The organism is Photobacterium kagoshimensis (genome assembly GCF_050337045.1).
Classification (GTDB): domain Bacteria; phylum Pseudomonadota; class Gammaproteobacteria; order Enterobacterales; family Vibrionaceae; genus Photobacterium; species Photobacterium kagoshimensis.
In genome coordinates, this window is record NZ_JAKJSO010000009.1 from 440,215 (window position 1) to 460,414 (window position 20,200).

Below are 20,200 nucleotides of genomic sequence, written 5' to 3' on the forward strand. Positions count from 1 at the left end.
TTAACCTCGAGCTGCGAGTTGTTCAACAAGTGCGAATGCAGAGCCAGATTGCATAACATCAATGGCTTTTTGAGTATTCGCTTCTAAATCTTCATGTCCAAATAAACGCATTAGAAGTGCAACGTTGACAGCGACTGCACCTTGTTGAGCATCCGTTCCTTTACCTGTCAGAATATTGGTAATAATAGTGCGGTTTTCTTCTGGTTCGCCGCCTTTGATTGCTTCAAGCGAGTGAACTTCTAAACCAAAATCGGCTGGTGTGAGTGTGTATTCGGTGATTTCACCATCGATGATTTCTGCCACTATGGTCTCACCGTGAATGGCCACTTCATCTAAGCCACTGCCGTGAACAACTGCTGCGCGTTTCATTCCCATGGTTGCCATGGTTTCGGCAATTGGGCGAACCAGAGAAGCGTCGTACACGCCCATTAGTTCCCTTTTGGGTCTTGCTGGGTTTACGAGAGGGCCCAGTAAGTTGAAAATTGTACGGGTCTTTAAGGTCTGGCGTACTGGCGCCGCATGTCGCCAACCGCTGTGATACTGAGGCGCAAACAGAAAGCAGATGCCAAGCTCATCTAGGCATTTGCGGGCTGTTTCAGGTTTCATCGCGAGATTAATGCCAAATTTATCCAGTAGGTCTGACGATCCTGATTTACTCGATACACCGCGGTTACCGTGCTTGGCTACCTTAATGCCACATGCGGCAGCAACGAAAGCGGCAGTGGTTGATATATTGATGGTGTTGGCTCCGTCGCCACCTGTACCGACGATATCGGCAAAGTCGTACTCAGGGCTTGGGAATGGGCTCGCATTGGCAACGAGAGCATTGGCAGCACCAGCGATCTCTGCGGGTATTTCACCTTTGATTTTGAGTGCCGTTAATATGGCCGATAGCAGAATGGGCTCTACCTCGCCCTTAATAATGGCATTAAAAAGCGTGTGGCTTTCATGTTGGCTTAGTGGTTGTTGGGCATACAGTTTATTCGCAATATCGTAAATCACAGCATCCATGATGATAGTCCTTATTGTTATACGTCTTGTTTAACCGCTTGTTGTGAAGGCGAGGGTATAAAGGGAGTCGTTACCCAATCGAGCGTGTTAATCAGCAGTTGTGCGCCTTGTGTCGTTAAGATGGATTCTGGATGGAATTGAAAGCCGCACACTTTATCTTCATCTTGCGTTACAGCCATAACCAAACCATTAACATCGGCAACAACCTTTAAACTATCAGGAACTTGGGTTGCAACCAAGGAATGATATCGAGCAATAGATAATGGGTTTGGTAGTTCACCAAAAACAGGATGTTGGTTATGGCGCATCATGGCAGCTTTTCCATGAACTATGTCACCAGCGCCTTCCACTTTACCGCCATACGCTTCCACAATCGCTTGATGACCAAGACATATTCCTATCATAGGAACTTTGCCTTTTAGGTGGACAATTAGTTCTGGCATACAGCCTGCATCGGCGGGGGCACCAGGGCCTGGGGACAAAACCAGTACTGGGTTTGTTTTTTCGGCAATGGCTTGGACCATCTGCTCAACCGTTAAACTGTTGCGATAAACCGTAACGGAATGGCCTAGAGTGCGAAATTGATCCACAAGGTTATAAGTAAAGGAGTCGAAATTATCGAGTAGGACAATATGGGCTTTAGTCATCATCTTTTCCTTATCCTTGAGTATGGGCTTTGCGAATTGCGCTGATAACCGCTTGCGCTTTACCACGGGTTTCATCGGCTTCTGCTTGTGGTACCGAGTCGAACACCACACCAGCCCCGGCTTGTACGCTAGCAATACCGTCTTCAACATAGGCTGAACGGATCACAATACAAGTATCCATATCACCATGGCCTGTGATGTAACCCACAGCGCCGCCATAGCTACCGCGACGACGTTTTTCGACATCACGGATAAGTTGCATGGCGCGAATTTTGGGTGCGCCTGTTAACGTACCCATGTTCATACATGCTTGGTAAGCGTGAAGCGCATCGAGATCGCTACGTAGCTGACCAACTACGCGTGACACTAAGTGCATCACATGGCTGTAGCGATCGACTTTCAGTAAGTCGGCAACATAGCGGGTTCCCGCTTCACTGATCCGCGCCACATCATTACGCGCTAAATCAACCAGCATCATGTGTTCGGCGTTTTCTTTCATGTCACAGCGCAGTTCTAACTCGATGCGGCCATCAAAATCGAGGTTAATTGAACCGTCGGTATTTTTACCACGCTGACGTGTGCCTGCAATCGGGTAGATTTCGACTTGATTGGTTTCAGTTGCATATTTCAGGGCGCTTTCTGGTGATGCACCAAAGAGGGTGAAATCGGCATCTCGCATGAAGAACATGTAAGGACTAGGGTTGCCAACTTTTAACTCTTTATATGCCACCAATGGCGATGGACACGGTAAGGTAAATTGACGAGAAGGCACCACTTGGAATACATCGCCACCAATCACGTATTGCTTTAAATCAGCAACGGTTTGGCAAAAATCAGCATCACTGACACTCACTTCAGGTTCGCATTGCGCCAATTGAGTGGCTGGTGGCACGGTCGCTGGTGCTAAACACGCTTCTTTGATTTGCTGTAAGCGACGGCTTAGTTCGAAGTAGCTATTGGTATATTGATCGCCACCAAATAGGGTGGCTTGCAGCTTACCTTTACGGCGCTGGTGATCGATAACCAGTAATGTCTCAGCAATATAGAATAGGTAATCAGGGCATTTATTATCTTGCTCGACATCTGCTAGAGGTTCAAAACCAGCGACAAGATCGTAAGCAAAGAGGCCGCCAAGAAAGAGGGCTTCTTGTGGGTGGCCTGAAGTATCGAATGCATGTTGGACCATCCGCAGTGCATCAAATGAAGAGGCTTGGCGTAAGCGGCTGTCTTCGTCCAGAGCACGTTCCGCGGTTGGAAATGTTAACGTCAGGCAGTCGGCGTGACGCTGACGACCCACAGTGTCTGGAATTTTTTGTTCTATGGTTTGCAGAACATTTAAACCGTTGTCGGTCAGTGCTTCTAACCGAACGTCGGTGCCACGACAGACAATGCGTACTGCGGCATCAATCAGCATTAAGCTTTTAAGGTCTTGCTTAGAATCGACTTCTGCCGATTCCAGTAATAGGTTATGTGGGCTATCGCCGCAAACGGTGTAATACAGTTCTGTTGGCTCAGCTACATAGGGGACATCAAGGCTGAGCACGTCCAGCTCGCCAATGGTGCGTTGGGTTGTGTTCACAGCGTTCTCCCTGCCGCTTCTACAAAGGGTTTGAGTTCTTGCATCAGTTGCTCAAACATTGGACCTGTCAGTGCTTGATGGCCATCCGATAGCGCCTCACACGGTTTAAGGTGTGACTCAACAATAATGCCGTCAGCACCAACAGCGGCAGCTGCGCGTGAGAGTGGAATCACTAACTCTCGAACGCCAGTACCATGGCTTGGATCAACCACAACAGGTAAATGGGTACGTTGTTTTAAATACGCAACCGCGTTTAAATCCAATGTATTGCGCGTTGCTGTTTCGTAGGTGCGAATACCACGTTCACACAGGATAATATTGGGATTTCCTGCATCATAAATGTACTCAGCAGCTAAAAGCAGCTCCTCGATAGTGGCTGAAAGTCCGCGTTTGAGCAAGACCGGTTTTTGACTTTCGCCCACGGCTTTTAATAATGCGTAGTTTTGCATATTACGGGCGCCAATCTGTAGGCAGTCGACATATTCACACATTGTATCAACGTGGCTGACTTCCATGACTTCAGACACCGTTGGTATGCCAAGCTGTTCATTGGCTTGCTTGAGGAGTTTCAAGCCTTCAACTCCCATACCTTGGAAATCGTAAGGGCTGGTACGAGGCTTATAAGCGCCACCACGAAGAGCGACAGCCCCGTGTTGCTTGACCACTTCAGCCACGGAAAGTAGCTGCTCTTCGGATTCAACAGAACAAGGGCCAGCAATGACTGCAAATTTATTACCACCGATAGCGGCATTACCAAAACGCACTACAGTGTCGTGTGCTTGTACTTCACGACTGACCATTTTGTATTTGGTTAGGATAGGTTTGACGGTTTCAACACATGGGTACGCGTCAAGGTTTAGCTTCTGCAGAATACGTTCATCGCCGAGTGCACCTAATACAATGCGTTCAACACCTGGCATGTAAAGTGGTTTGAGCCCTGCGCCTTCGATGCGCTGTAGGATTTCTTTTGCTTGAGATTCAGTCGCCGCTGGTTTTAGTACAATAATCATAATAGTGTCCTTGTTAGCATCAATATCGGGTCGACATTGGGCTGAAATTTGGTGGTAATAAAATGCTTCGAGAAACAAGAGGCCGAAAAAAGCCCGCGATGGGCGGGCTACTGTGTATGCTGTCCGTTAGGTACAGAGAATTACACCGCCCAAGATTGGGAGTGCCACCACCAAGAGAATAAAGCGCAGAGTTGATGATGAATATGCTGTACCATGGGATCGTCCTGTTAGTCGATTTATGATTTCGGGTAACTGCGTACTAGTAAACTAGTTTACAGATATAGAGTCAAGAATAAAATTTATGTTATTTGATTTACATAGCCATACAACGGCATCTGATGGCCGTTTGTCACCAAAAGAGTTAGTTGAGCGAGCAGTGCTAAACCGTGTTGATGCGCTTGCGATTACCGATCACGATACAGTGGCTGGATTAGCGGAAGCTCAGCAAACAATCGATGCATTAAATCTGCCTTTAACTCTCATCAAAGGCATTGAAATATCGACACTTTGGCAAAATTTTGATATTCACATTGTGGGATTGAATATTGATCCTGAACACCCAGCAATTACGACTCTGATTGCTGAGCAAATAGCGCGTCGTACTGAACGTGCTGAACAAATTGGTGAGCGACTTGAAAAGAATCGCATGCCGGGGGCGCTTGCTGGTGCGAAAGCTTTGGCGGGTGACGCGACACTGACACGTGCGCATTTTGCTCAGTGGATTGTGGCGGAAGGCTATGCCAAAACCATGCAAGCGGTGTTTAAAAAGTTTCTTACCCGAGGAAATCCTGGGTATGTACCACCGAGTTGGTGCTCTATCGCGGAAGCTGTCACGGCTATTCATGCTGCGGGCGGTCAGGCGGTACTCGCGCATCCTGGGCGCTACAAAATGACAACAAAATGGCTTAAGCGATTATTAACCTCTTTCGTGGAAGCAAAAGGCGATGCTATGGAAGTGGCACAGCCGCAACAAGGACAGCATGAACGTCGTAACCTCGGCGATTATGCCATTAATTATCAATTGCTTGCTTCTCAAGGCTCCGATTTTCATTATCCGTCGCCATGGACTGAGCTTGGTCGTAACTTATGGTTACCTAAAGGGGTAACAGAAGTGTGGCACGATTGGAACGTCGAAAAGAAGCGAGATGATTCAGAAGCCATAACAGAGTAACTCTATCTGTTGTGCCTTTTGGGAGGAACCATGAGCCAATTTTTTTACATGCATCCCGAAACACCGCAAGCGCGCCTTGTTAAACAGTCTGTTGCGATTATCCGCGATGGCGGTGTGATTGTTTATCCAACAGATTCAGGTTATGCGCTTGGCTGTCAGCTTGAAAATAAAGCTGCGTTGGAGCGTATCTGTCAGATCCGTCGCTTAAACGATAAGCATAACTTCACCTTACTATGCCGTGATTTGTCTGAGCTTTCTTTATACGCTCGGGTTGATAATGTGGCGTATCGTTTACTGCGTAGTAACACGCCGGGCGCTTATACCTTTATTTTTAAAGGAACCAAAGAAGTGCCACGTCGTTTAATGAACCCAAAACGTAAGACGATTGGTATTCGCGTGCCTGACAATGCAATAGCGCTGGCGCTGTTGGAAGAGTTAGGTGAGCCAATGATGTCGACGACACTCATTTTGCCGAATAGTGATGTGGCAGAATCAGATCCTGAAGATATCCGTGACAAACTTGAGCATGCCGTTGATTTAATTGTGAATGGTGGTTATTTAGGTGAGCAGCCAACAACCGTTATTGACTTCAGTGATGGTGATGCACAAATCGTCCGTGTTGGTTCGGGCGATCCTACGCCATTTGAGTAAACTAAATGCAAGCAGTGGTTAAGCATGAAAGTGGTAGTAACTTCATGGTGCTTTTGGCATAATTCGCCGCTGCTTGGTACCACCCGGTATCAGGGATGAGTATTTCGACGCCTGTGAAGGCGACAAAGGTTTGTCTAATGAGTGAAAAATTACAGAAAGTGCTGGCACGTTCAGGTCAGGGCTCTCGTCGAGAAATCGAATTAAAGATTCAAGCTGGTCGTGTAAGTATTGATGGCGTAGTCGCTAAACTTGGTGACCGTCTTGACGATCTAAGTGTACTTGTACGTATCGATGGTCATAAGGTTGACCTTGTTGCTACCAGTGATGAAGTATGTCGCGTACTGGCTTATAACAAGCCTGAAGGCGAATTATGTACGCGTCACGATCCAGAAGGTCGTCGTACTGTATTTGATCGTCTACCACGTCTAACGGAAGGCCGTTGGGTATCGGTTGGCCGTCTTGATGCAAACACCAGTGGTCTTCTTCTGTTCACTACCGATGGTGAATTAGCAAACCGCTTGATGCACCCAAGCCGTACTGTTCAGCGTGAATACATGGTTCGTGTCTTCGGCGAAGTGAACGAAGATATGGTGCGTAACCTTGTTCGTGGCGTGAAGCTAGAAGATGGTATGGCACGTTTCGAAGACGTGGTTTACGCTGGCGGTGAAGGTATGAACCATACTTTCTACGTGGTGATCACTGAAGGTCGTAACCGTGAAGTTCGTCGTTTATGGGATTCGCAAGGCGTAACAGTAAGTCGTCTTAAGCGTGTTCGTTACGGTGATATCTACCTAACCAAAGATTTGCCTCGTGGCGGTTGGATGGAGCTAGAACTGACTGAAGTTAACTACCTACGTGAAATGGTAGAGCTTGAGCACGAAAGCGAAACCATGCTGACTGTTGAAGGTCAGAAGCGTAAGCGTGGTGTGCGTCAGATCCGTCGTGCTGTTCGTCGTCATGAAGAACGTGCAAGCGAAGAATCATCAGGCCGTCGTGGCCGCGGTGGTAATAAAGAACGCCGTAACCCAACTTCAACCCGAAATAAAGGTGCTGAAGAGGGCGGGAATGCTCGTGGTGGCAAGGGTAAAGGTGGTAATAACGCATCATCAGGTAAGCGCAAGCCGTCTGGTAATGCAAGCAACCGTCGTAACCCGCTAAAGAATAAGCCTGCGAAGCCTCGTACTCGCAAGTAATTCTTATGGTTAATAAAAAAAGCAGCTAATTAGCTGCTTTTTTTGTATCTGCTGTTTTAAAAAAAACTAGCCTTGAAATAATTCTTTTCAGGGGTTACCGATTAACGTTTTGGCTGTGCGTCGATGCACTGACCGTTAACGTCTTTGCTCTCTGGTGCCATCAAGAACAGGTACAGCGGCATAATGTCTAACGGTGTTTTGAGTAGCGACGAATCTTCCGCTGGAAAGGCTTGTGCCCGCATACTCGTACGAGTCCCGCCTGGATTTATGGCATTCACGCGAACATTGGTATTGCTTAGCTCATCGGCGAGCACTTGCATCATGCCCTCGGTTGCAAACTTAGAGATGGCATAGCTTCCCCAGAATGCACGGCCCACATGGCCGACGGTCGAGCTTGTGAACACAAGGCGGGCATCATCAGCTTGCTTTAGTAGTGGCAGTACGGCTTGAGTCAGCAGCAGTTGCGCTTTAACGTTCACTTGCATCACATCATCAAAACTGTCTTCGTCGAGTTGATCAAATGGACTGAGCACGCCTAACAGACCCGCGTTGTGCAATACACCATCAAGGCGACCGAATTGATCACTGATGGTTTCAACCATGTCGATATAGTTCTGCTTGGTTGCGCCTTTTAAATCGAGCGGGATAATCGCGGCTTGAGGATAACCAAGGTTTTCAATTTCGTCATAAACCGCTTCTAACTTAGCGACAGTGCGTCCTAGCAATATAACGGTCGCGCCATGTGCGGCATAGCTAATCGCAGCTTGACGGCCAATGCCATCTCCCGCACCAGTAACCAAAATAACGCGATCTTTAAGAGAATCAGCTGCAATTTGATATTCCACGTATTACTTCCTTATTGAATATTCGCTTGCTTATAGTAGTGATAAATCGTCACGGGTAGCGCTAAACGCCAACCAAGCTTGAAATAATATTCTCGTAGCATGTCGATTTAACGAAAATGTAAAATAGTCTCTTTTTCATTGCATTGCCATAGCCCCAGCAGGTTACAATGGGGTTAAGTTCATAAAATGAGGACTCAACATTGGATTTTTTGTTTGATTACGGCCTATTTCTCGCCAAAATCGCCACAGTTGTTATTGCGATTATCGGTATTCTTATTGTCGCTAAAGGTTTAAACGGTCGCCATGGTTCTCCAAAAGGTGAATTAGAAGTGACAGATTTAACTGAGCAATATAAACATACAGTGCATCAGCTTGAAGGCCACCTTTATGATAAGGCGCTTTTGAAAGCAAAAGAAAAAGTTGAGAAAAAAGAAGAAAAAGCAAAAGACAAAGCACGTCAGGAAGAAGTGAAAAAGGCAGCAAAAGAGGGTGAACTCTCTCATGCGCGTGAGCCTCGTTTATTTGTTTTAGACTTTCACGGCAGCATTGATGCTAAAGAAGTGACATCGTTGCGTGAAGAGATCACGGCGATTCTAGCGGTCGCGATTGAAGGTGATGAAGTGCTGCTGCGCTTGGAGACGGGAGGCGGTATGGTTCACGGCTATGGCCTTGCATCCTCACAGCTTGATCGTTTGAAAACTGCGGGCATTAAACTGACTATTTCGGTGGATAAAGTTGCAGCCAGTGGGGGGTATATGATGGCATGTGTTGGCGATCGTATTATCTCTGCACCTTTTGCTATTGTAGGTTCAATTGGCGTGATTGCACAATTGCCAAACTTTAATAAAGTCTTGAAAAAGAACGATATTGAGTTTGAACAGATCACGGCAGGTGAGTTTAAACGTACCTTAACAATGTTCGGTGAAAACACGGATAAAGCCCGTGAAAAATTCCAAGATGAAATTGAAGAAACGCACGGATTATTCAAAGATTTTATTGCGGTACACCGCCCTGAGCTAGACCTTGAAAAAGTAGCAACGGGTGAGCATTGGTTTGGTCAGCAAGCACACGAACTTGGCTTGGTTGATGAAATTGGCACCAGTGACGATTTTATTACTCAGGCATGTAAAGACCGTGAAGTATTGAACATCCGTTATGTTCGCCGTAAGAAATTGGCTGAGAAATTAGCGGGTGCAACCAGTGAAGCGGCAGATACGCTACTGCTTAAATGGATCAGTCGTGGTCAACGACCAATCGTATAGGGTTTGTTATGAATCAGAAGTGGGCATTATTTTCATTTAAAGGGCGTATGCGCCGACGTGACTACTGGCTATATAGCTTACCAGTGTTATTCGTGACGATTCCCGTTTTTATCTATAGCTCCCCTGAGAATACAGGCTCGAACCCGATGGCAGACATATTAGCTATGGTGGTATTGGGGTTTGTTATGTGGGCATCCATGGCGCTTAATATTAAGCGCTTGCATGATCGTAACAAAAGCGGTTGGTGGGTTGTGGTGACTTTCCTGCCTTTAATTGGACCTATTTTTGCTTTAGTTGAATTAGGTATCTTAAAAGGCACTGAGGGGGATAACCAATTTGGCCCTGATCCGAAAGGTGGCTCAAATACGCCACCATCACGCCCTAGCACTGATGACAAAGACAGTATGACCATTGAAATGTAATGGGCTTACTTTCTATAAAGAACCCGCCACAGTGATGTAGGCGGGTTTTTCTTTAAGTGATGTGTCGCGCAGTTTTTAGTTTTCTAACGTAAACTTTGGCGAAAGCTGGTGGGCTAGGTATTTAAACATGTTAAAGACAGCGGTTGTTTTGGCTGTTGGTAAGCCGTTGTCATCAAGAAAATATTCACCTTTAAAGACCAATACGCCCTCTTTTTCTTCAACAGAGGTTGCACGCATACCTTCGAGAAAACCTTCGTGATCTTGAATTTCTTGATTAGCGATCATTAATAGGTCATTAGATGAAATAGCAGTTTTGTCGCTCATAGTGAATGCTCTATATGGAAAGTTTCAAACCTCGCTAGTGTATGAATTATGCAAACAGAACTCAAACCCTTCGTTTATTAGTGTTTTTTTTCTTCTTAGGCTATAAGCTGTGCGCAAAACCAAATATGTCGCTGTTTTTATGTGAGCGGTTGCAAATATTTTTGGTAAAAAATAGTCAAATCGTGGGATAGGTGGTAATCATTAGCGCCTTAAAGCTACCTCACGACGAGAAAAAGCGTCATAAAATCGCAAGAATATAGGTTTGATATATCATTTAACCTATGCGTAACAACTGGGGAAGGGGCGAGCAATCAGCGCGTTTTCATTAAAAACCAGTTGACCTTCTTGTATAGTAGCCCAATATTGTAATAGCGTTGCGGTGCAAATTAATACGTTTTTTAGCGTCCAACCTTATGTTTTAATTATAGTTTTTTACGAGCACGAGGACGTAATAGAGTCATTATGGGTAAATCTCTCGTTATTGTGGAGTCCCCTGCCAAAGCCAAGACGATTAATAAGTACTTGGGTAAGGACTTCATTGTAAAGTCAAGCGTTGGTCACGTTCGTGATTTGCCAACGGGTGCGCGTAGTACCGGCAAGAAAGCCGCAGCGACTTCAACCAAAGGGTTAAGTCCAGAAGAAAAAGCACGTATCAAGAAAGAAAAAGATCGTAAATCGCTGATCGGAAAAATGGGTGTTGACCCATATAACGATTGGGCGGCTCAGTACGAAGTGCTTCCTGGCAAAGAAAAAGTTGTTAACGAACTTCAAAAACTCGCCAAAGACGCTGACTACGTCTATCTCGCAACCGATTTGGACCGCGAAGGAGAAGCTATTGCGTGGCACCTTCGTGAGATCATCGGCGGCGATGATGCACGTTACAAACGAGTGGTTTTCAACGAAATTACCAAAAATGCGATTCAACAGGCATTCGAACAGCCTGGTGAGTTGAACATTGATGGGGTTAATGCCCAGCAAGCGCGTCGATTCCTTGATCGCGTGGTTGGCTTTATGGTTTCTCCACTGTTGTGGAAAAAAGTCGCTCGTGGCTTATCCGCTGGTCGTGTTCAATCAGTAGCGGTGAAGCTAATTGTTGAGCGCGAACGCGAAATCAAAGCATTCACACCGGAAGAGTTCTGGGATATTCACGCGAATACTCAAACTGTCGGTAGTGATGCGTTGCGTTTAATGGTGACACATCAGTCGGGTAAAGCGTTCCGTCCTGAAAACGAAACCGATACGATGGCTGCGAAGTCTGTGCTTGATAGCGCGACTTTCAAGGTGGCAGATCGTGAAGATCGCCCAACCAGCAGCAAACCATCAGCGCCTTACATTACCTCGACGCTACAGCAAGCGGCGAGTACACGTTTAGGTTATGGCGTTAAGCGTACCATGGGCCTTGCTCAGCGTTTGTATGAAGCGGGTTACATTACGTATATGCGTACTGACTCCACCAACCTTTCGAAAGAAGCGGTTGAGTCAGCACGTGAATTCATTGCTTCTGAGTACGGTGATAACTACCTACCAGAAAATGCCAATGTATACGGTAGCAAAGGCAATGCACAAGAAGCGCACGAAGCGATCCGTCCTTCAAGCGTTGAAGTGCAAGCTGAACACCTAGAAGGCATGGACCAAGATGCAGTTAAACTGTACGACCTAATTTGGCGTCAGTTTGTGGCATGTCAGATGGTACCTGCTAAGTACGACTCAAGCACAATTACAGTATCGGCTGCTGACTTTACGCTGAAAGCGAAAGGCCGCACCATGCGTTTTGCAGGTTGGACACATGTACAGCGTCCGTCTGGTAAGAACGAAGATACTACACTGCCTATGGTGCACGTTGGCGATACATTAACGTTAACTGAGCTTGAGCCTAAGCAACACTTCACTAAGCCGCCAGCACGCTTTACAGAAGCTGCATTGGTTAAAGAGCTTGAGAAGCGTGGTATTGGTCGTCCGTCAACGTATGCGTCTATCATTTCTACGATTCAAGATCGTGGTTATGTCCGTGTTGATATGCGTCGTTTCTTTGCCGAGAAGATGGGTGAAATCGTTTCAGACCGTTTGGACCAGTCGTTTGCTGATCTGATGGACTTTGACTTCACTGCTCGCATGGAAGGCAACCTAGATAAAATCGCAGAAGGCGAGAAGAACTGGAAACAAGTGCTTGATCAGTTCTTCAGTGACTTCACCGCTGAGCTTGAGAAAGCAGAGCTTGATGAAAACGAAGGCGGCATGAAGCCAAACAATATCGTTGAAACCGATATTGAATGTCCAACATGTTCGCGCCCTATGGGGATTCGTACCGCATCAACGGGTGTGTTCCTTGGTTGTACTGGCTACGCATTGCCACCGAAAGAGCGTTGTAAAACAACGATCAACTTAGGTGATGAAGATGGCATTGTTAACGTACTTGAAGAAGACGTTGAAACAGCCGCATTGCGCGCCAAAAAACGTTGTCCTAAGTGTGACACTGCGATGGACGCTTACTTAATCGACCAAGATCGTAAATTACACGTTTGTGGTAATAACCCAAGCTGTGATGGTTACATCGTCGAGAAAGGTGAGTTTGTTCTTAAAGGCTATGACGGCCCAGTTATCGAATGTGATAAGTGTGGTTCTGATATGGAGCTTAAGAACGGCCGTTTCGGTAAGTACATGGGTTGTACAAGTGACGATTGTAAGAACACACGTAAGATCCTTAAAAACGGTGAGATCGCACCACCGAAAGAAGATCCAGTTCACTTACCTGAACTACCGTGTTCGCAAGATCCTGATGCATACTTTGTGCTACGTGATGGTGCCTCTGGTCTATTCATGGCGGCAAGTACTTTCCCTAAATCGCGTGAAACACGTGCGCCATTAGTGGAAGAGCTGGTTCGCTTTAAAGACCGCCTGTCGCCTAAGTTCACTTACCTGACGGATGCACCAACGGAAGACCCAGATGGTCGCCCAACGGTTGTTCGTTTTAGTCGCAAGACGAAAGAGAACTACGTGCGTTCAGAAGTGGATGGTAAGCCATCTGGCTGGACGGGTTTATACATTGACGGTAAGTGGGAAATTACCGACAAGCGTAAAAAGCCAAAGAAAGAAAAAGAAGATAAAGCGGAGTAATCCGTTTTCGCTCTGATAAAAAAACCGCCGGCTGGCGGTTTTTTTGTGGCTAAAATTCAAACCTAGAAACCTAGAAACCTAGAAACCTAGAAACCTAGAAACCTAGAAACCTAGAAACCTAGAGCTTAGGCCGGTGTGCCGCTATGGAATTTAAAATCGGTATCAGGTGAGGTAATAAGGTCGGCTTCAACACGTGCAAAGTAGGCCACTCGCTCTGAGATATCCTTGCCCGCAATTTGTTCTGCTAGCGTGAGATAGTCTTGATAGTGGCGCGCTTCAGAGCGCAACAACGAGATATAAAATTTCGCTATGTCCTCATCAAGGTGCGGTGCCAGTTTGGCAAAACGCTCGCAGGAACGGGCTTCAATGAAAGCACCAATAATCAGCTTATCGATCAGGGCCTCAGGTTCGTAACTGGTAACGTGCTTGATAAGCCCTTTAGCATAGCGGCCTGCATCGATCAGCTCATAGTTAACGCCTTTCTTTTCCATGAGCTCTAGCACTTGATAGAAGTGGTGTAGCTCTTCTCTAATCAGCAAGACCATCTTATCGATCAAATCTTGGCTATAAGCACAATCAGCACGCGGTGTGATTTGCTTTGATGCGTTGCTTTTACCGCGAAGAGAGGCAAGGGTACCTGTTTTTTTGTAAGCCAAGGCTTCATAAGGTTTCACCCAGTCTGCAAGCTGTTGTGCGCTTTCTTTGTCGACCGCATATTTACGAATAAGGAAGATCGCACTTTGTGCGGCTTTGAGCTCGCATAGCATGTGGTCACGTAAAATAACGGAAAGATTCTCTGGCTTACGTGCTTCATTAATCCAAGCGTCGGGTGTAGAGGCTTTAAGAAAGAGGTTTATAGGCGTTAATAGTTCTGAAATCATGAGCTTATTATAAGAGGCTGCTGCTATATAAGGTTTCATCATATCACAGGAGTGGAAAGAAAGAATAAGAGGCTAAGCGGGGATTAAAGGCAATAAAAAAGGCCGCTAAGCGACCTTTTTAAAGAGGAAGAAAAGTGGTTTACCACTTCTTCTTTGGTTGGAACAAGACATCAAGATCATCTTGATCTTTGTTCAGCATCTGCTGGCGTTCTTGTTCTTGCGTTGCTGATTGGCTGTTATCTATCTCGTTCAGCATCATCTGTAGTTTTTCACGTGCTTGGTTAGCATAGTTGTCATTTTTGCTAGCAAGTACATCAATGCCTTTTTTCAGTAACTGTTTCGCGGTACCAAGCTGGCGCTTCATGCGAGCTTCATTGGCGCGTTTAACAACATTTTCAATGTTAATGCGCAGCTGGATGCCTTCAAGGCGAGCGTTTTCAGCTACAAATGCTTGAGTCGCAAAACGGCCCTTACTGTGTTCATTTTTAACTACCGTCTTCAAGCGCTTGACCAGTTGCAGCATGCCTAAGGCTTGTTTATCTGTAGTTGGTGTCTTAAACGTTGCCACATCTGCGTTAGAGTAGTTTTGTTGCAAATGTTGGATTTGCTGAGTGACATTAGAGACACGCGCGGGTAGCGATTTATCCGAAGGATCGGCTTCATGCATGCTTTGCAAGGCGTACATAATCCGTTGGTTCAAACAAACAAGTAGCTCTTTGCTGTAGGGCATATGATGAGCATTACCGATTAAATCTTCGGTCGCATCAATAATGGCAATATGCTTGGCAAGCTCTTGGTGTTTAACACTTTCAACACGTTGGCGATACTGAATGATGATGTTATACCCAACAATCAAAATCAGTAATAAGGCAACCAAACCTATTACTAAAGGTAAGCTCATAAGATAATCAAATTTCCGTAACATTTGTCGTAAGGGTATAAGATACACCAACTGGCAGAATGGTGATAGCCGAAGGTAGAAAAATGCTAGGTGAATATAACGAATTTAGGCTTTTTTGAACTAGATCGATAGTTGTTACTCATGGTTGCGTGTTTTTACTTATCTCTATTAATAATTAGCACCGTACTTTTCTACGTCGCGTATATAAAAATACTACAGAGTGCTTATTTATGTTGTGCATAATTACTGTTGCCAGCTATCCTGCAACATATTGATTTCTTCCACCATTTTTTGCTTGATAAAGGCAAGAGTCTACTCTTGTTAAGACGCTCGAAATAGAGTCATTTGATCTAAACTCTGTAACGCCTAAACTTACAGTCACTTGTTGCTCAGAGGTAAAAACTAGTTCAGCTGTTAACTTGCGTAGCTTCTCTGCTAATTGCTTTGCGTTGGTTAATGTCATTTGTGGGCAGATAAGTAAAAATTCTTCTCCTCCCCAGCGTCCGAGAATATCGGTATTGCGCAGATGGGTCGTCAATGTGTTGGATAGACGTTTCAATACTTGATCGCCCGCATGGTGGCCATAGTTATCATTGATGTGCTTAAAGTGATCAATATCTAACATAATGATGCAAAAAGGCGTTTTATACCTTTTTAAGCGGTTTTGTTCTTTTTGTAATACGTCATTGAGCTTACGGCGATTGTAGAGACCGGTAAGTTGATCTCGCTCAGCCAAAGCGCACAGAGCTTGATTCTTTTCGGCTAATCTATTGTTGATTGAATCGATTTCTTGATTAGCTTGTTGAAGTTGTAAGTTTCGTTGGTACAAAGCTTCTTGGGTGAGGTGAATGACTTCTTTAGCAATGACGCCAACTTCATTGTCTGGGAAAGTTATTCTATTTTCTGGCGGAGTGAGCCCTCGAGTTATGTGTTGGACGTGTTTTTTAAGTCGAATTAAAGGAGAAGATATGACTAGGCTAAGCCAAGAACTATAAATAAAGGTAGCAGTTAGAGCTATTGTTGCTAATAGTGCGATGTGAATCATAACTTGAATGACGATTGGCTGGATAATTTCACTATGCGCAACTTCAGTAAAAAGTAACCAGCCGGTTCCATTAATTTTACTATAGTACGCAGTTTTATTTATATTACCCTCTTTATAATTTATGTTACCTTTGTCTTTATTTTTCCATTCTAAATGGTTATGCGCACACTTTAGTGTTGTTGTTATTTTTGTTACATTAGGGTGAGCAATAATATTGCCATCTAAGTCAGTGATAAAGCTTACGGATGAATTATATAAAATTGTTTTTGTAGCTAGTAATTCAGTCACTGTCTTTAGTGAACTATCTATCGCTACTACTCCAAACTGATTATTGGCATCGGTAAACGCTTTCCCTGTAGAGATTAGCCAGTCATTAGTGATTGCATCTTGGTAAGGCAAGCCAATTGAAATGTTTGGTGCTTTTTCAACGGCATAGGTGAACCAGGCCTGATTTGTAGGTTTAAATCCTTCAGGGAGCGGACCATCGTTAATAAGTAGTAAATTGTTAGCGTAGGCGGAATATAGGTGAGTTATCTTAGAATTTGAGTTTTGTATGTTTTGGTAATAGTTCAATAGCTTTTTTTTGTCAATTTTCTGATCAAGAGAAGCATTTCTCACATAGTTCGTTTCAGAAAGCGATGTCACAATATGACTCATTTCATTAAAGTGACCAGCAATGATGTGATTAGTGGACTCGTTATGAAGTTTTATTACTTGATTAACTCTTATCTTTTCTGATTTAAAGAGCAGTAACCCCATTAAGCAAGCCATACCAAGCAATAACACAACTGAATATATCATGCTGCTTCGAAATACTTCTTTTTTTATTGTATTACTATTGTCAATATTAGCCATTGAAATTATTGCTCATTGATGCGATTGGTTTAATGTGATACTGGTTATTTTATAAATGAATTTTAAAAAGAAAAAAAGCCCTGAATTTAAATAAAACGCTCAATACCGTCTAGCTTGTCATAATGTTCATATTTATAGAGCAAAAAGCTATAAGTAATGCTATGAAAACGTAACGAAACGATATATAACAATACGAAAGACATGGTTGCACTGATATGATGTAACGGACTATAGGTTAGGCGGTACCATGAAATTACAACAATTACGCTACATAGTTGAAGTTGTGAACCACAACTTGAATGTGTCAGCGACAGCAGAAAATTTATATACCTCTCAGCCCGGTATTAGTAAGCAGGTACGCTTACTGGAAGATGAGCTGGGTATCCAAATATTTGAACGTAGCGGTAAACACCTGACCAAGGTGACTACAGCGGGTGAAGAAATAGTACGTATTTCGCGCGATATTTTATCACGGGTTGAAAGCATTAAATCTGTCGCAGGTGAACACACTCACCCTGAGATGGGGACGCTAAATATTGCTACGACACATACGCAAGCACGTTATGCGCTACCTCAAGTGATCCAAGGTTTTACTGCCCGTTATCCTAAAGTGTCGCTACACATGCATCAGGGGACGCCATCGCAAATTGCCGATGCAGTAGGTAAAGGCACCACCGACTTTGCAATCGCAACGGAAGCGCTTCACCTTTATCAAGATATGATCATGTTGCCGTGCTACCACTGGAATCGATCTATTGTGGTAAAGGCCGATCACCCATTAGCGCAAAAAGACAATATTACTATTCATGATTTGGCAGCATATTCATTAGTCACTTATGTGTTTGGCTTTACGGGCCGTTCTGAGTTGGACAGCGCATTTAATCGTTCGGGGTTAACGCCGCGCATTGTCTTTACGGCGACCGATGCAGATGTGATTAAAACCTATGTCCGATTAGGCATCGGGGTTGGTGTAATTGCGAGCATGGCGATGGATCCTGCCACAGACACAGATCTTGTTGCGATTGATGCCAGCCATATTTTTGAAGCCAGCACGACGAAAATTGGCTTCAAGAAGGGAACTTTCCTTCGCTCTTATATGTACGACTTTATGGAGCGCTTTGCTCCGCACTTAACGCGAAATGTGGTTGATCAAGCCGTTGCGCTGAAAACAAATGCTGAAATTGAAAGCATGTTTGCCAGTATGGAACTCCCTGTTCGTTAGCGTGAATGTGTTTGTCTCAACCTGAGATACGTTGACGGTTTAAGGCTATTCACTATGGTGTGTAGCCTTTTTTATTTCCGTGGTTGAGGTAGACTAAGCGCCCAGTGTTTTCTCTATAGAATTGCTTTTATGCCTAGCTCCTCCTCTTTACTTCAACAGCTTGATTCTGCGCTATCAAGTACCCGCTCGTTTTGGCAGTTCATGCCGTTTGCAGAAACTGAGTTAGCTTGGCAACAATCTCACCCTGAGTTATGTCAGTGGTTAATCTCGCTCACGGATGAACAAATAGAGGTGCTGACACAAGATCCCACCGCTCTGGCAGATGCTCTTTCGCCTTGGATCCCACAAGCACATCAATTGCTTGCTTTATCAGTAACCCAACCTTTAACGACTAGAGCCGTAACAGCGTTGCCGAAAGGGCTTGATGTGGGGATCCCCGGTCGGAAATGGACACAAATTACCGCGTTTAATGCTGCATTACCGCAACACAATTTGCCTTGGCTAGAATGGTGTGCGGGCAAAGGGCACCTTGGACGTGTATTGTCTGCATCACATCAAACACCTGTAGTGAGCTTAGAGTGGCAAGAGCAACTTTGTCGTGACGGTGAAGCTGCGGTGAAACAGCTTGGTTTGCCGATTTCATTTGTTCAAGGTGACGCCTTTGCCAATGAGAGTGAGCAATATATTAAACCTGAGCAGCATGCTGTTGCGCTCCATGCGTGCGGGGATTTACATGTGTCGCTATTACAACGGGTAGCGAATAAACAGGGGCGTGCTGTGAGTATCTCACCATGTTGTTACCATTTGATCCGTGACAAGCACTATCAACCACTGTCAACAATTAGTAAGAAGAGCGAGATCACCTTAGCCAAGCATGATTTGCGGCTACCGCTTCAGGAAACCGTGACGGCGGGTCAACGCGTAAGACGCCAGCGCTTTGTCGAAGTGAGTTTTCGATTAGGGTTTGATTCTTTACAGCGTCATATTTTAGGCTCAGATACTTATTTACCCGTGCCTAACATTCAAAAAGCGTTATTGAATGAAGGCTTTGCTGCATTTTGTTCATGGGCCGCAGACAAAAAAGGGCTGACGCTGCCTGCGGATATTGATTTTTCCCATTGGCAAACTGACGGTGAGCAACGGTTTGCACTGGTAGAGCGGATGGAATTAGTCCGCCAACTGTTTCGTCGCCCTCTCGAAATGTGGTTGGTGTATGACCGTGCTTGCTTCATGGAGGAGTCGGGCTATCAGGTTAATGTCGGAACATTTTGTGATAAGCCGATAACGCCACGCAATATTATGATCCATGCCGAACGACCAACAGTCGTTTAAATGGCTTGTTGTGGCTAGATAGCCGCGTAGATAGCGACAGCACCTGACACCGAGCACATCACGAGCGAAATGATGCGGATTGTTTTTTTATCGATATGATCCACTGTTTTCATCGCAAGCTTATAGCCTAGATAAGAAGCGGGGATGAGCGGTAAAGAAAGATAAAGATGCTTGAGCCCCATATGTCCGACTGGCACTTGAACCATAAGTGACAATAGGCTGCTAACGACGAAAAAGGCAGAGAGGTTGGCGCGAATATGGTTGGCTTCTTGGTGTTGGAGTAGCAGCGCCATTGGCGGCCCACCAATGCCTGAACTTGTCCCAAATAGACCAGAGAAGAATCCGGCAATCGCAAGGCGAGGATCTGTTGGCTGGATACGCAGCGGTAGCAGGCTGATAATAACCGCGAACAAGACAATCCCCCCAATCCACAATGACAAGGTCTGTGGCTCGACATAAAAGAGCATGGCTCCGCCAGCAATAGAGCCAGGAACACGCCCGAGGAATGCCATCCACAGTCCTTTCATTGAAATGTTAGCTTTGTATTTATGCGCATTGATCAGCGATAAAAACAGCGCCGTTAAGCAAATAGGCGCAGGCACATAGTCCGGTGAGATTTGAAATAAAATGGGGGCGGTAATAATGGCGAGCCCAAAGCCGATAGAGCTTTGGACAAACGAGCCAAGAAAAATCATAACTAGCGCGAGTAACAGGCCGGAATCCATTTCAAATCCT

Annotated in this window: 18 protein-coding genes; 8 read left to right on the plus strand and 10 right to left on the minus strand. The window is 45.1% G+C overall.

Annotated elements, in window-relative coordinates; genetic code table 11:
* Genes trpD through L4C35_RS05380 form a run of 4 tightly spaced genes read right to left on the minus strand, consistent with a single transcriptional unit; the run spans position 1 to position 4,247 of the window.
* Positions 1-1,011 (minus strand): anthranilate phosphoribosyltransferase, encoded by a 1,011-nt coding sequence (gene trpD, locus L4C35_RS05365; RefSeq protein ID WP_428461896.1) that lies wholly within the window; start codon positions 1,009-1,011, stop codon positions 1-3.
* Between the two features lie 17 nt (positions 1,012-1,028).
* A complete protein-coding gene (locus tag L4C35_RS05370; protein WP_428461961.1) occupies positions 1,029-1,658 on the minus strand; it encodes an aminodeoxychorismate/anthranilate synthase component II in 630 nt (209 codons plus the stop codon).
* 10 nt (positions 1,659-1,668) lie between these two features.
* Positions 1,669-3,237: an anthranilate synthase component 1 gene (locus tag L4C35_RS05375; protein WP_428461897.1), complete on the minus strand. Its 1,569-nt coding sequence runs from the start codon at positions 3,235-3,237 to the stop codon at positions 1,669-1,671.
* Positions 3,234-4,247 carry a bifunctional 3-deoxy-7-phosphoheptulonate synthase/chorismate mutase gene (locus L4C35_RS05380; protein ID WP_428461898.1) on the minus strand — a complete coding sequence of 338 codons (1,014 nt, stop codon included), beginning with the start codon at positions 4,245-4,247 and terminating at the stop codon, positions 3,234-3,236. Before L4C35_RS05380 ends, L4C35_RS05375 begins: the two co-directional genes overlap by 4 nt.
* A 301-nt stretch (positions 4,248-4,548) precedes the next feature.
* Here L4C35_RS05380 and rnm point away from each other — a divergent pair, with 301 nt between their 5' ends.
* The 3 genes from rnm (at position 4,549) to rluB (ending at position 7,262) form a co-directional block, all read left to right on the plus strand.
* Positions 4,549-5,418: an RNase RNM gene (rnm, locus tag L4C35_RS05385; RefSeq protein ID WP_428461899.1), complete on the plus strand. Its 870-nt coding sequence runs from the start codon at positions 4,549-4,551 to the stop codon at positions 5,416-5,418.
* Positions 5,419-5,448: 30 nt separating this feature from the next.
* Positions 5,449-6,069: an L-threonylcarbamoyladenylate synthase gene (locus L4C35_RS05390; RefSeq protein ID WP_428461900.1), complete on the plus strand. Its 621-nt coding sequence runs from the start codon at positions 5,449-5,451 to the stop codon at positions 6,067-6,069.
* 137 nt (positions 6,070-6,206) lie between these two features.
* Positions 6,207-7,262 (plus strand): 23S rRNA pseudouridine(2605) synthase RluB, encoded by a 1,056-nt coding sequence (rluB, locus tag L4C35_RS05395; protein ID WP_428461901.1) that lies wholly within the window; start codon positions 6,207-6,209, stop codon positions 7,260-7,262.
* A 101-nt stretch (positions 7,263-7,363) separates the two neighbouring features.
* On the opposite strand, the gene L4C35_RS05400 is transcribed toward rluB, so the two are convergent.
* A complete protein-coding gene (locus L4C35_RS05400) occupies positions 7,364-8,107 on the minus strand; it encodes a YciK family oxidoreductase (RefSeq protein ID WP_428461902.1) in 744 nt (247 codons plus the stop codon).
* A 200-nt stretch (positions 8,108-8,307) separates the two neighbouring features.
* On the opposite strand from L4C35_RS05400, the gene sohB reads away from it, so the two are divergent.
* Together sohB and L4C35_RS05410 are read left to right on the plus strand one after the other, a co-directional pair.
* The gene (gene sohB, locus L4C35_RS05405; protein WP_428461903.1) at positions 8,308-9,369 is read left to right on the plus strand and encodes a protease SohB; all 1,062 of its coding nucleotides are present in this window, start codon (positions 8,308-8,310) and stop codon (positions 9,367-9,369) included.
* A gap of 8 nt (positions 9,370-9,377) precedes the next feature.
* A complete protein-coding gene (locus L4C35_RS05410) occupies positions 9,378-9,791 on the plus strand; it encodes a DUF805 domain-containing protein (RefSeq protein ID WP_428461904.1) in 414 nt (137 codons plus the stop codon).
* A 75-nt stretch (positions 9,792-9,866) separates the two neighbouring features.
* On the opposite strand, the gene L4C35_RS05415 is transcribed toward L4C35_RS05410, so the two are convergent.
* A complete protein-coding gene (locus tag L4C35_RS05415; RefSeq protein WP_428461905.1) occupies positions 9,867-10,115 on the minus strand; it encodes a YciN family protein in 249 nt (82 codons plus the stop codon).
* 462 nt (positions 10,116-10,577) lie between these two features.
* On the opposite strand from L4C35_RS05415, the gene topA reads away from it, so the two are divergent.
* The gene (gene topA / locus L4C35_RS05420; RefSeq protein ID WP_428461906.1) at positions 10,578-13,229 is read left to right on the plus strand and encodes a type I DNA topoisomerase; all 2,652 of its coding nucleotides are present in this window, start codon (positions 10,578-10,580) and stop codon (positions 13,227-13,229) included.
* A gap of 125 nt (positions 13,230-13,354) precedes the next feature.
* On the opposite strand, the gene miaE is transcribed toward topA, so the two are convergent.
* The 3 genes from miaE to L4C35_RS05435 form a co-directional block, all read right to left on the minus strand.
* Positions 13,355-14,110 carry a tRNA isopentenyl-2-thiomethyl-A-37 hydroxylase MiaE gene (gene miaE, locus L4C35_RS05425; RefSeq protein ID WP_428461907.1) on the minus strand — a complete coding sequence of 252 codons (756 nt, stop codon included), beginning with the start codon at positions 14,108-14,110 and terminating at the stop codon, positions 13,355-13,357.
* Positions 14,111-14,249: 139 nt separating this feature from the next.
* Positions 14,250-15,011: a DNA repair protein gene (locus tag L4C35_RS05430; RefSeq protein ID WP_428461908.1), complete on the minus strand. Its 762-nt coding sequence runs from the start codon at positions 15,009-15,011 to the stop codon at positions 14,250-14,252.
* 256 nt (positions 15,012-15,267) lie between these two features.
* Positions 15,268-16,911 (minus strand): sensor domain-containing diguanylate cyclase, encoded by a 1,644-nt coding sequence (locus L4C35_RS05435; RefSeq protein ID WP_428461909.1) that lies wholly within the window; start codon positions 16,909-16,911, stop codon positions 15,268-15,270.
* A 247-nt stretch (positions 16,912-17,158) separates the two neighbouring features.
* Here L4C35_RS05435 and cysB point away from each other — a divergent pair, with 247 nt between their 5' ends.
* Positions 17,159-18,133, plus strand: a complete 975-nt coding sequence (gene cysB, locus L4C35_RS05440) for an HTH-type transcriptional regulator CysB (RefSeq protein ID WP_428461910.1) — start codon at positions 17,159-17,161, stop codon at positions 18,131-18,133.
* Between the two features lie 129 nt (positions 18,134-18,262).
* Positions 18,263-19,465, plus strand: coding sequence for a methyltransferase (locus tag L4C35_RS05445; protein ID WP_428461911.1), 1,203 nt, complete (start codon positions 18,263-18,265; stop codon positions 19,463-19,465).
* Between the two features lie 14 nt (positions 19,466-19,479).
* On the opposite strand, the gene L4C35_RS05450 is transcribed toward L4C35_RS05445, so the two are convergent.
* Positions 19,480-20,190, minus strand: coding sequence for a sulfite exporter TauE/SafE family protein (locus L4C35_RS05450; protein ID WP_428461912.1), 711 nt, complete (start codon positions 20,188-20,190; stop codon positions 19,480-19,482).
* Positions 20,191-20,200 lie beyond the last annotated feature (10 nt).

Excerpts from the sequence above, each read along its gene's own strand:
- trpD (WP_428461896.1), bottom strand. The coding sequence starts at position 1,011 with ATGGATGCTGTGATTTACGATATTGCGAATAAACTGTATGCCCAACAA.
- L4C35_RS05370 (WP_428461961.1), bottom strand. The coding sequence starts at position 1,658 with ATGACTAAAGCCCATATTGTCCTACTCGATAATTTCGACTCCTTTACT.
- L4C35_RS05380 (WP_428461898.1), bottom strand. The coding sequence starts at position 4,247 with ATGATTATTGTACTAAAACCAGCGGCGACTGAATCTCAAGCAAAAGAA.
- rnm (WP_428461899.1), top strand. The coding sequence starts at position 4,549 with ATGTTATTTGATTTACATAGCCATACAACGGCATCTGATGGCCGTTTG.
- L4C35_RS05390 (WP_428461900.1), top strand. The coding sequence starts at position 5,449 with ATGAGCCAATTTTTTTACATGCATCCCGAAACACCGCAAGCGCGCCTT.
- rluB (WP_428461901.1), top strand. The coding sequence starts at position 6,207 with ATGAGTGAAAAATTACAGAAAGTGCTGGCACGTTCAGGTCAGGGCTCT.
- L4C35_RS05410 (WP_428461904.1), top strand. The coding sequence starts at position 9,378 with ATGAATCAGAAGTGGGCATTATTTTCATTTAAAGGGCGTATGCGCCGA.
- L4C35_RS05415 (WP_428461905.1), bottom strand. The coding sequence starts at position 10,115 with ATGAGCGACAAAACTGCTATTTCATCTAATGACCTATTAATGATCGCT.
- topA (WP_428461906.1), top strand. The coding sequence starts at position 10,578 with ATGGGTAAATCTCTCGTTATTGTGGAGTCCCCTGCCAAAGCCAAGACG.
- miaE (WP_428461907.1), bottom strand. The coding sequence starts at position 14,110 with ATGATTTCAGAACTATTAACGCCTATAAACCTCTTTCTTAAAGCCTCT.
- L4C35_RS05430 (WP_428461908.1), bottom strand. The coding sequence starts at position 15,011 with ATGAGCTTACCTTTAGTAATAGGTTTGGTTGCCTTATTACTGATTTTG.
- L4C35_RS05435 (WP_428461909.1), bottom strand. The coding sequence starts at position 16,911 with ATGGCTAATATTGACAATAGTAATACAATAAAAAAAGAAGTATTTCGA.
- cysB (WP_428461910.1), top strand. The coding sequence starts at position 17,159 with ATGAAATTACAACAATTACGCTACATAGTTGAAGTTGTGAACCACAAC.
- L4C35_RS05445 (WP_428461911.1), top strand. The coding sequence starts at position 18,263 with ATGCCTAGCTCCTCCTCTTTACTTCAACAGCTTGATTCTGCGCTATCA.
- L4C35_RS05450 (WP_428461912.1), bottom strand. The coding sequence starts at position 20,190 with ATGGATTCCGGCCTGTTACTCGCGCTAGTTATGATTTTTCTTGGCTCG.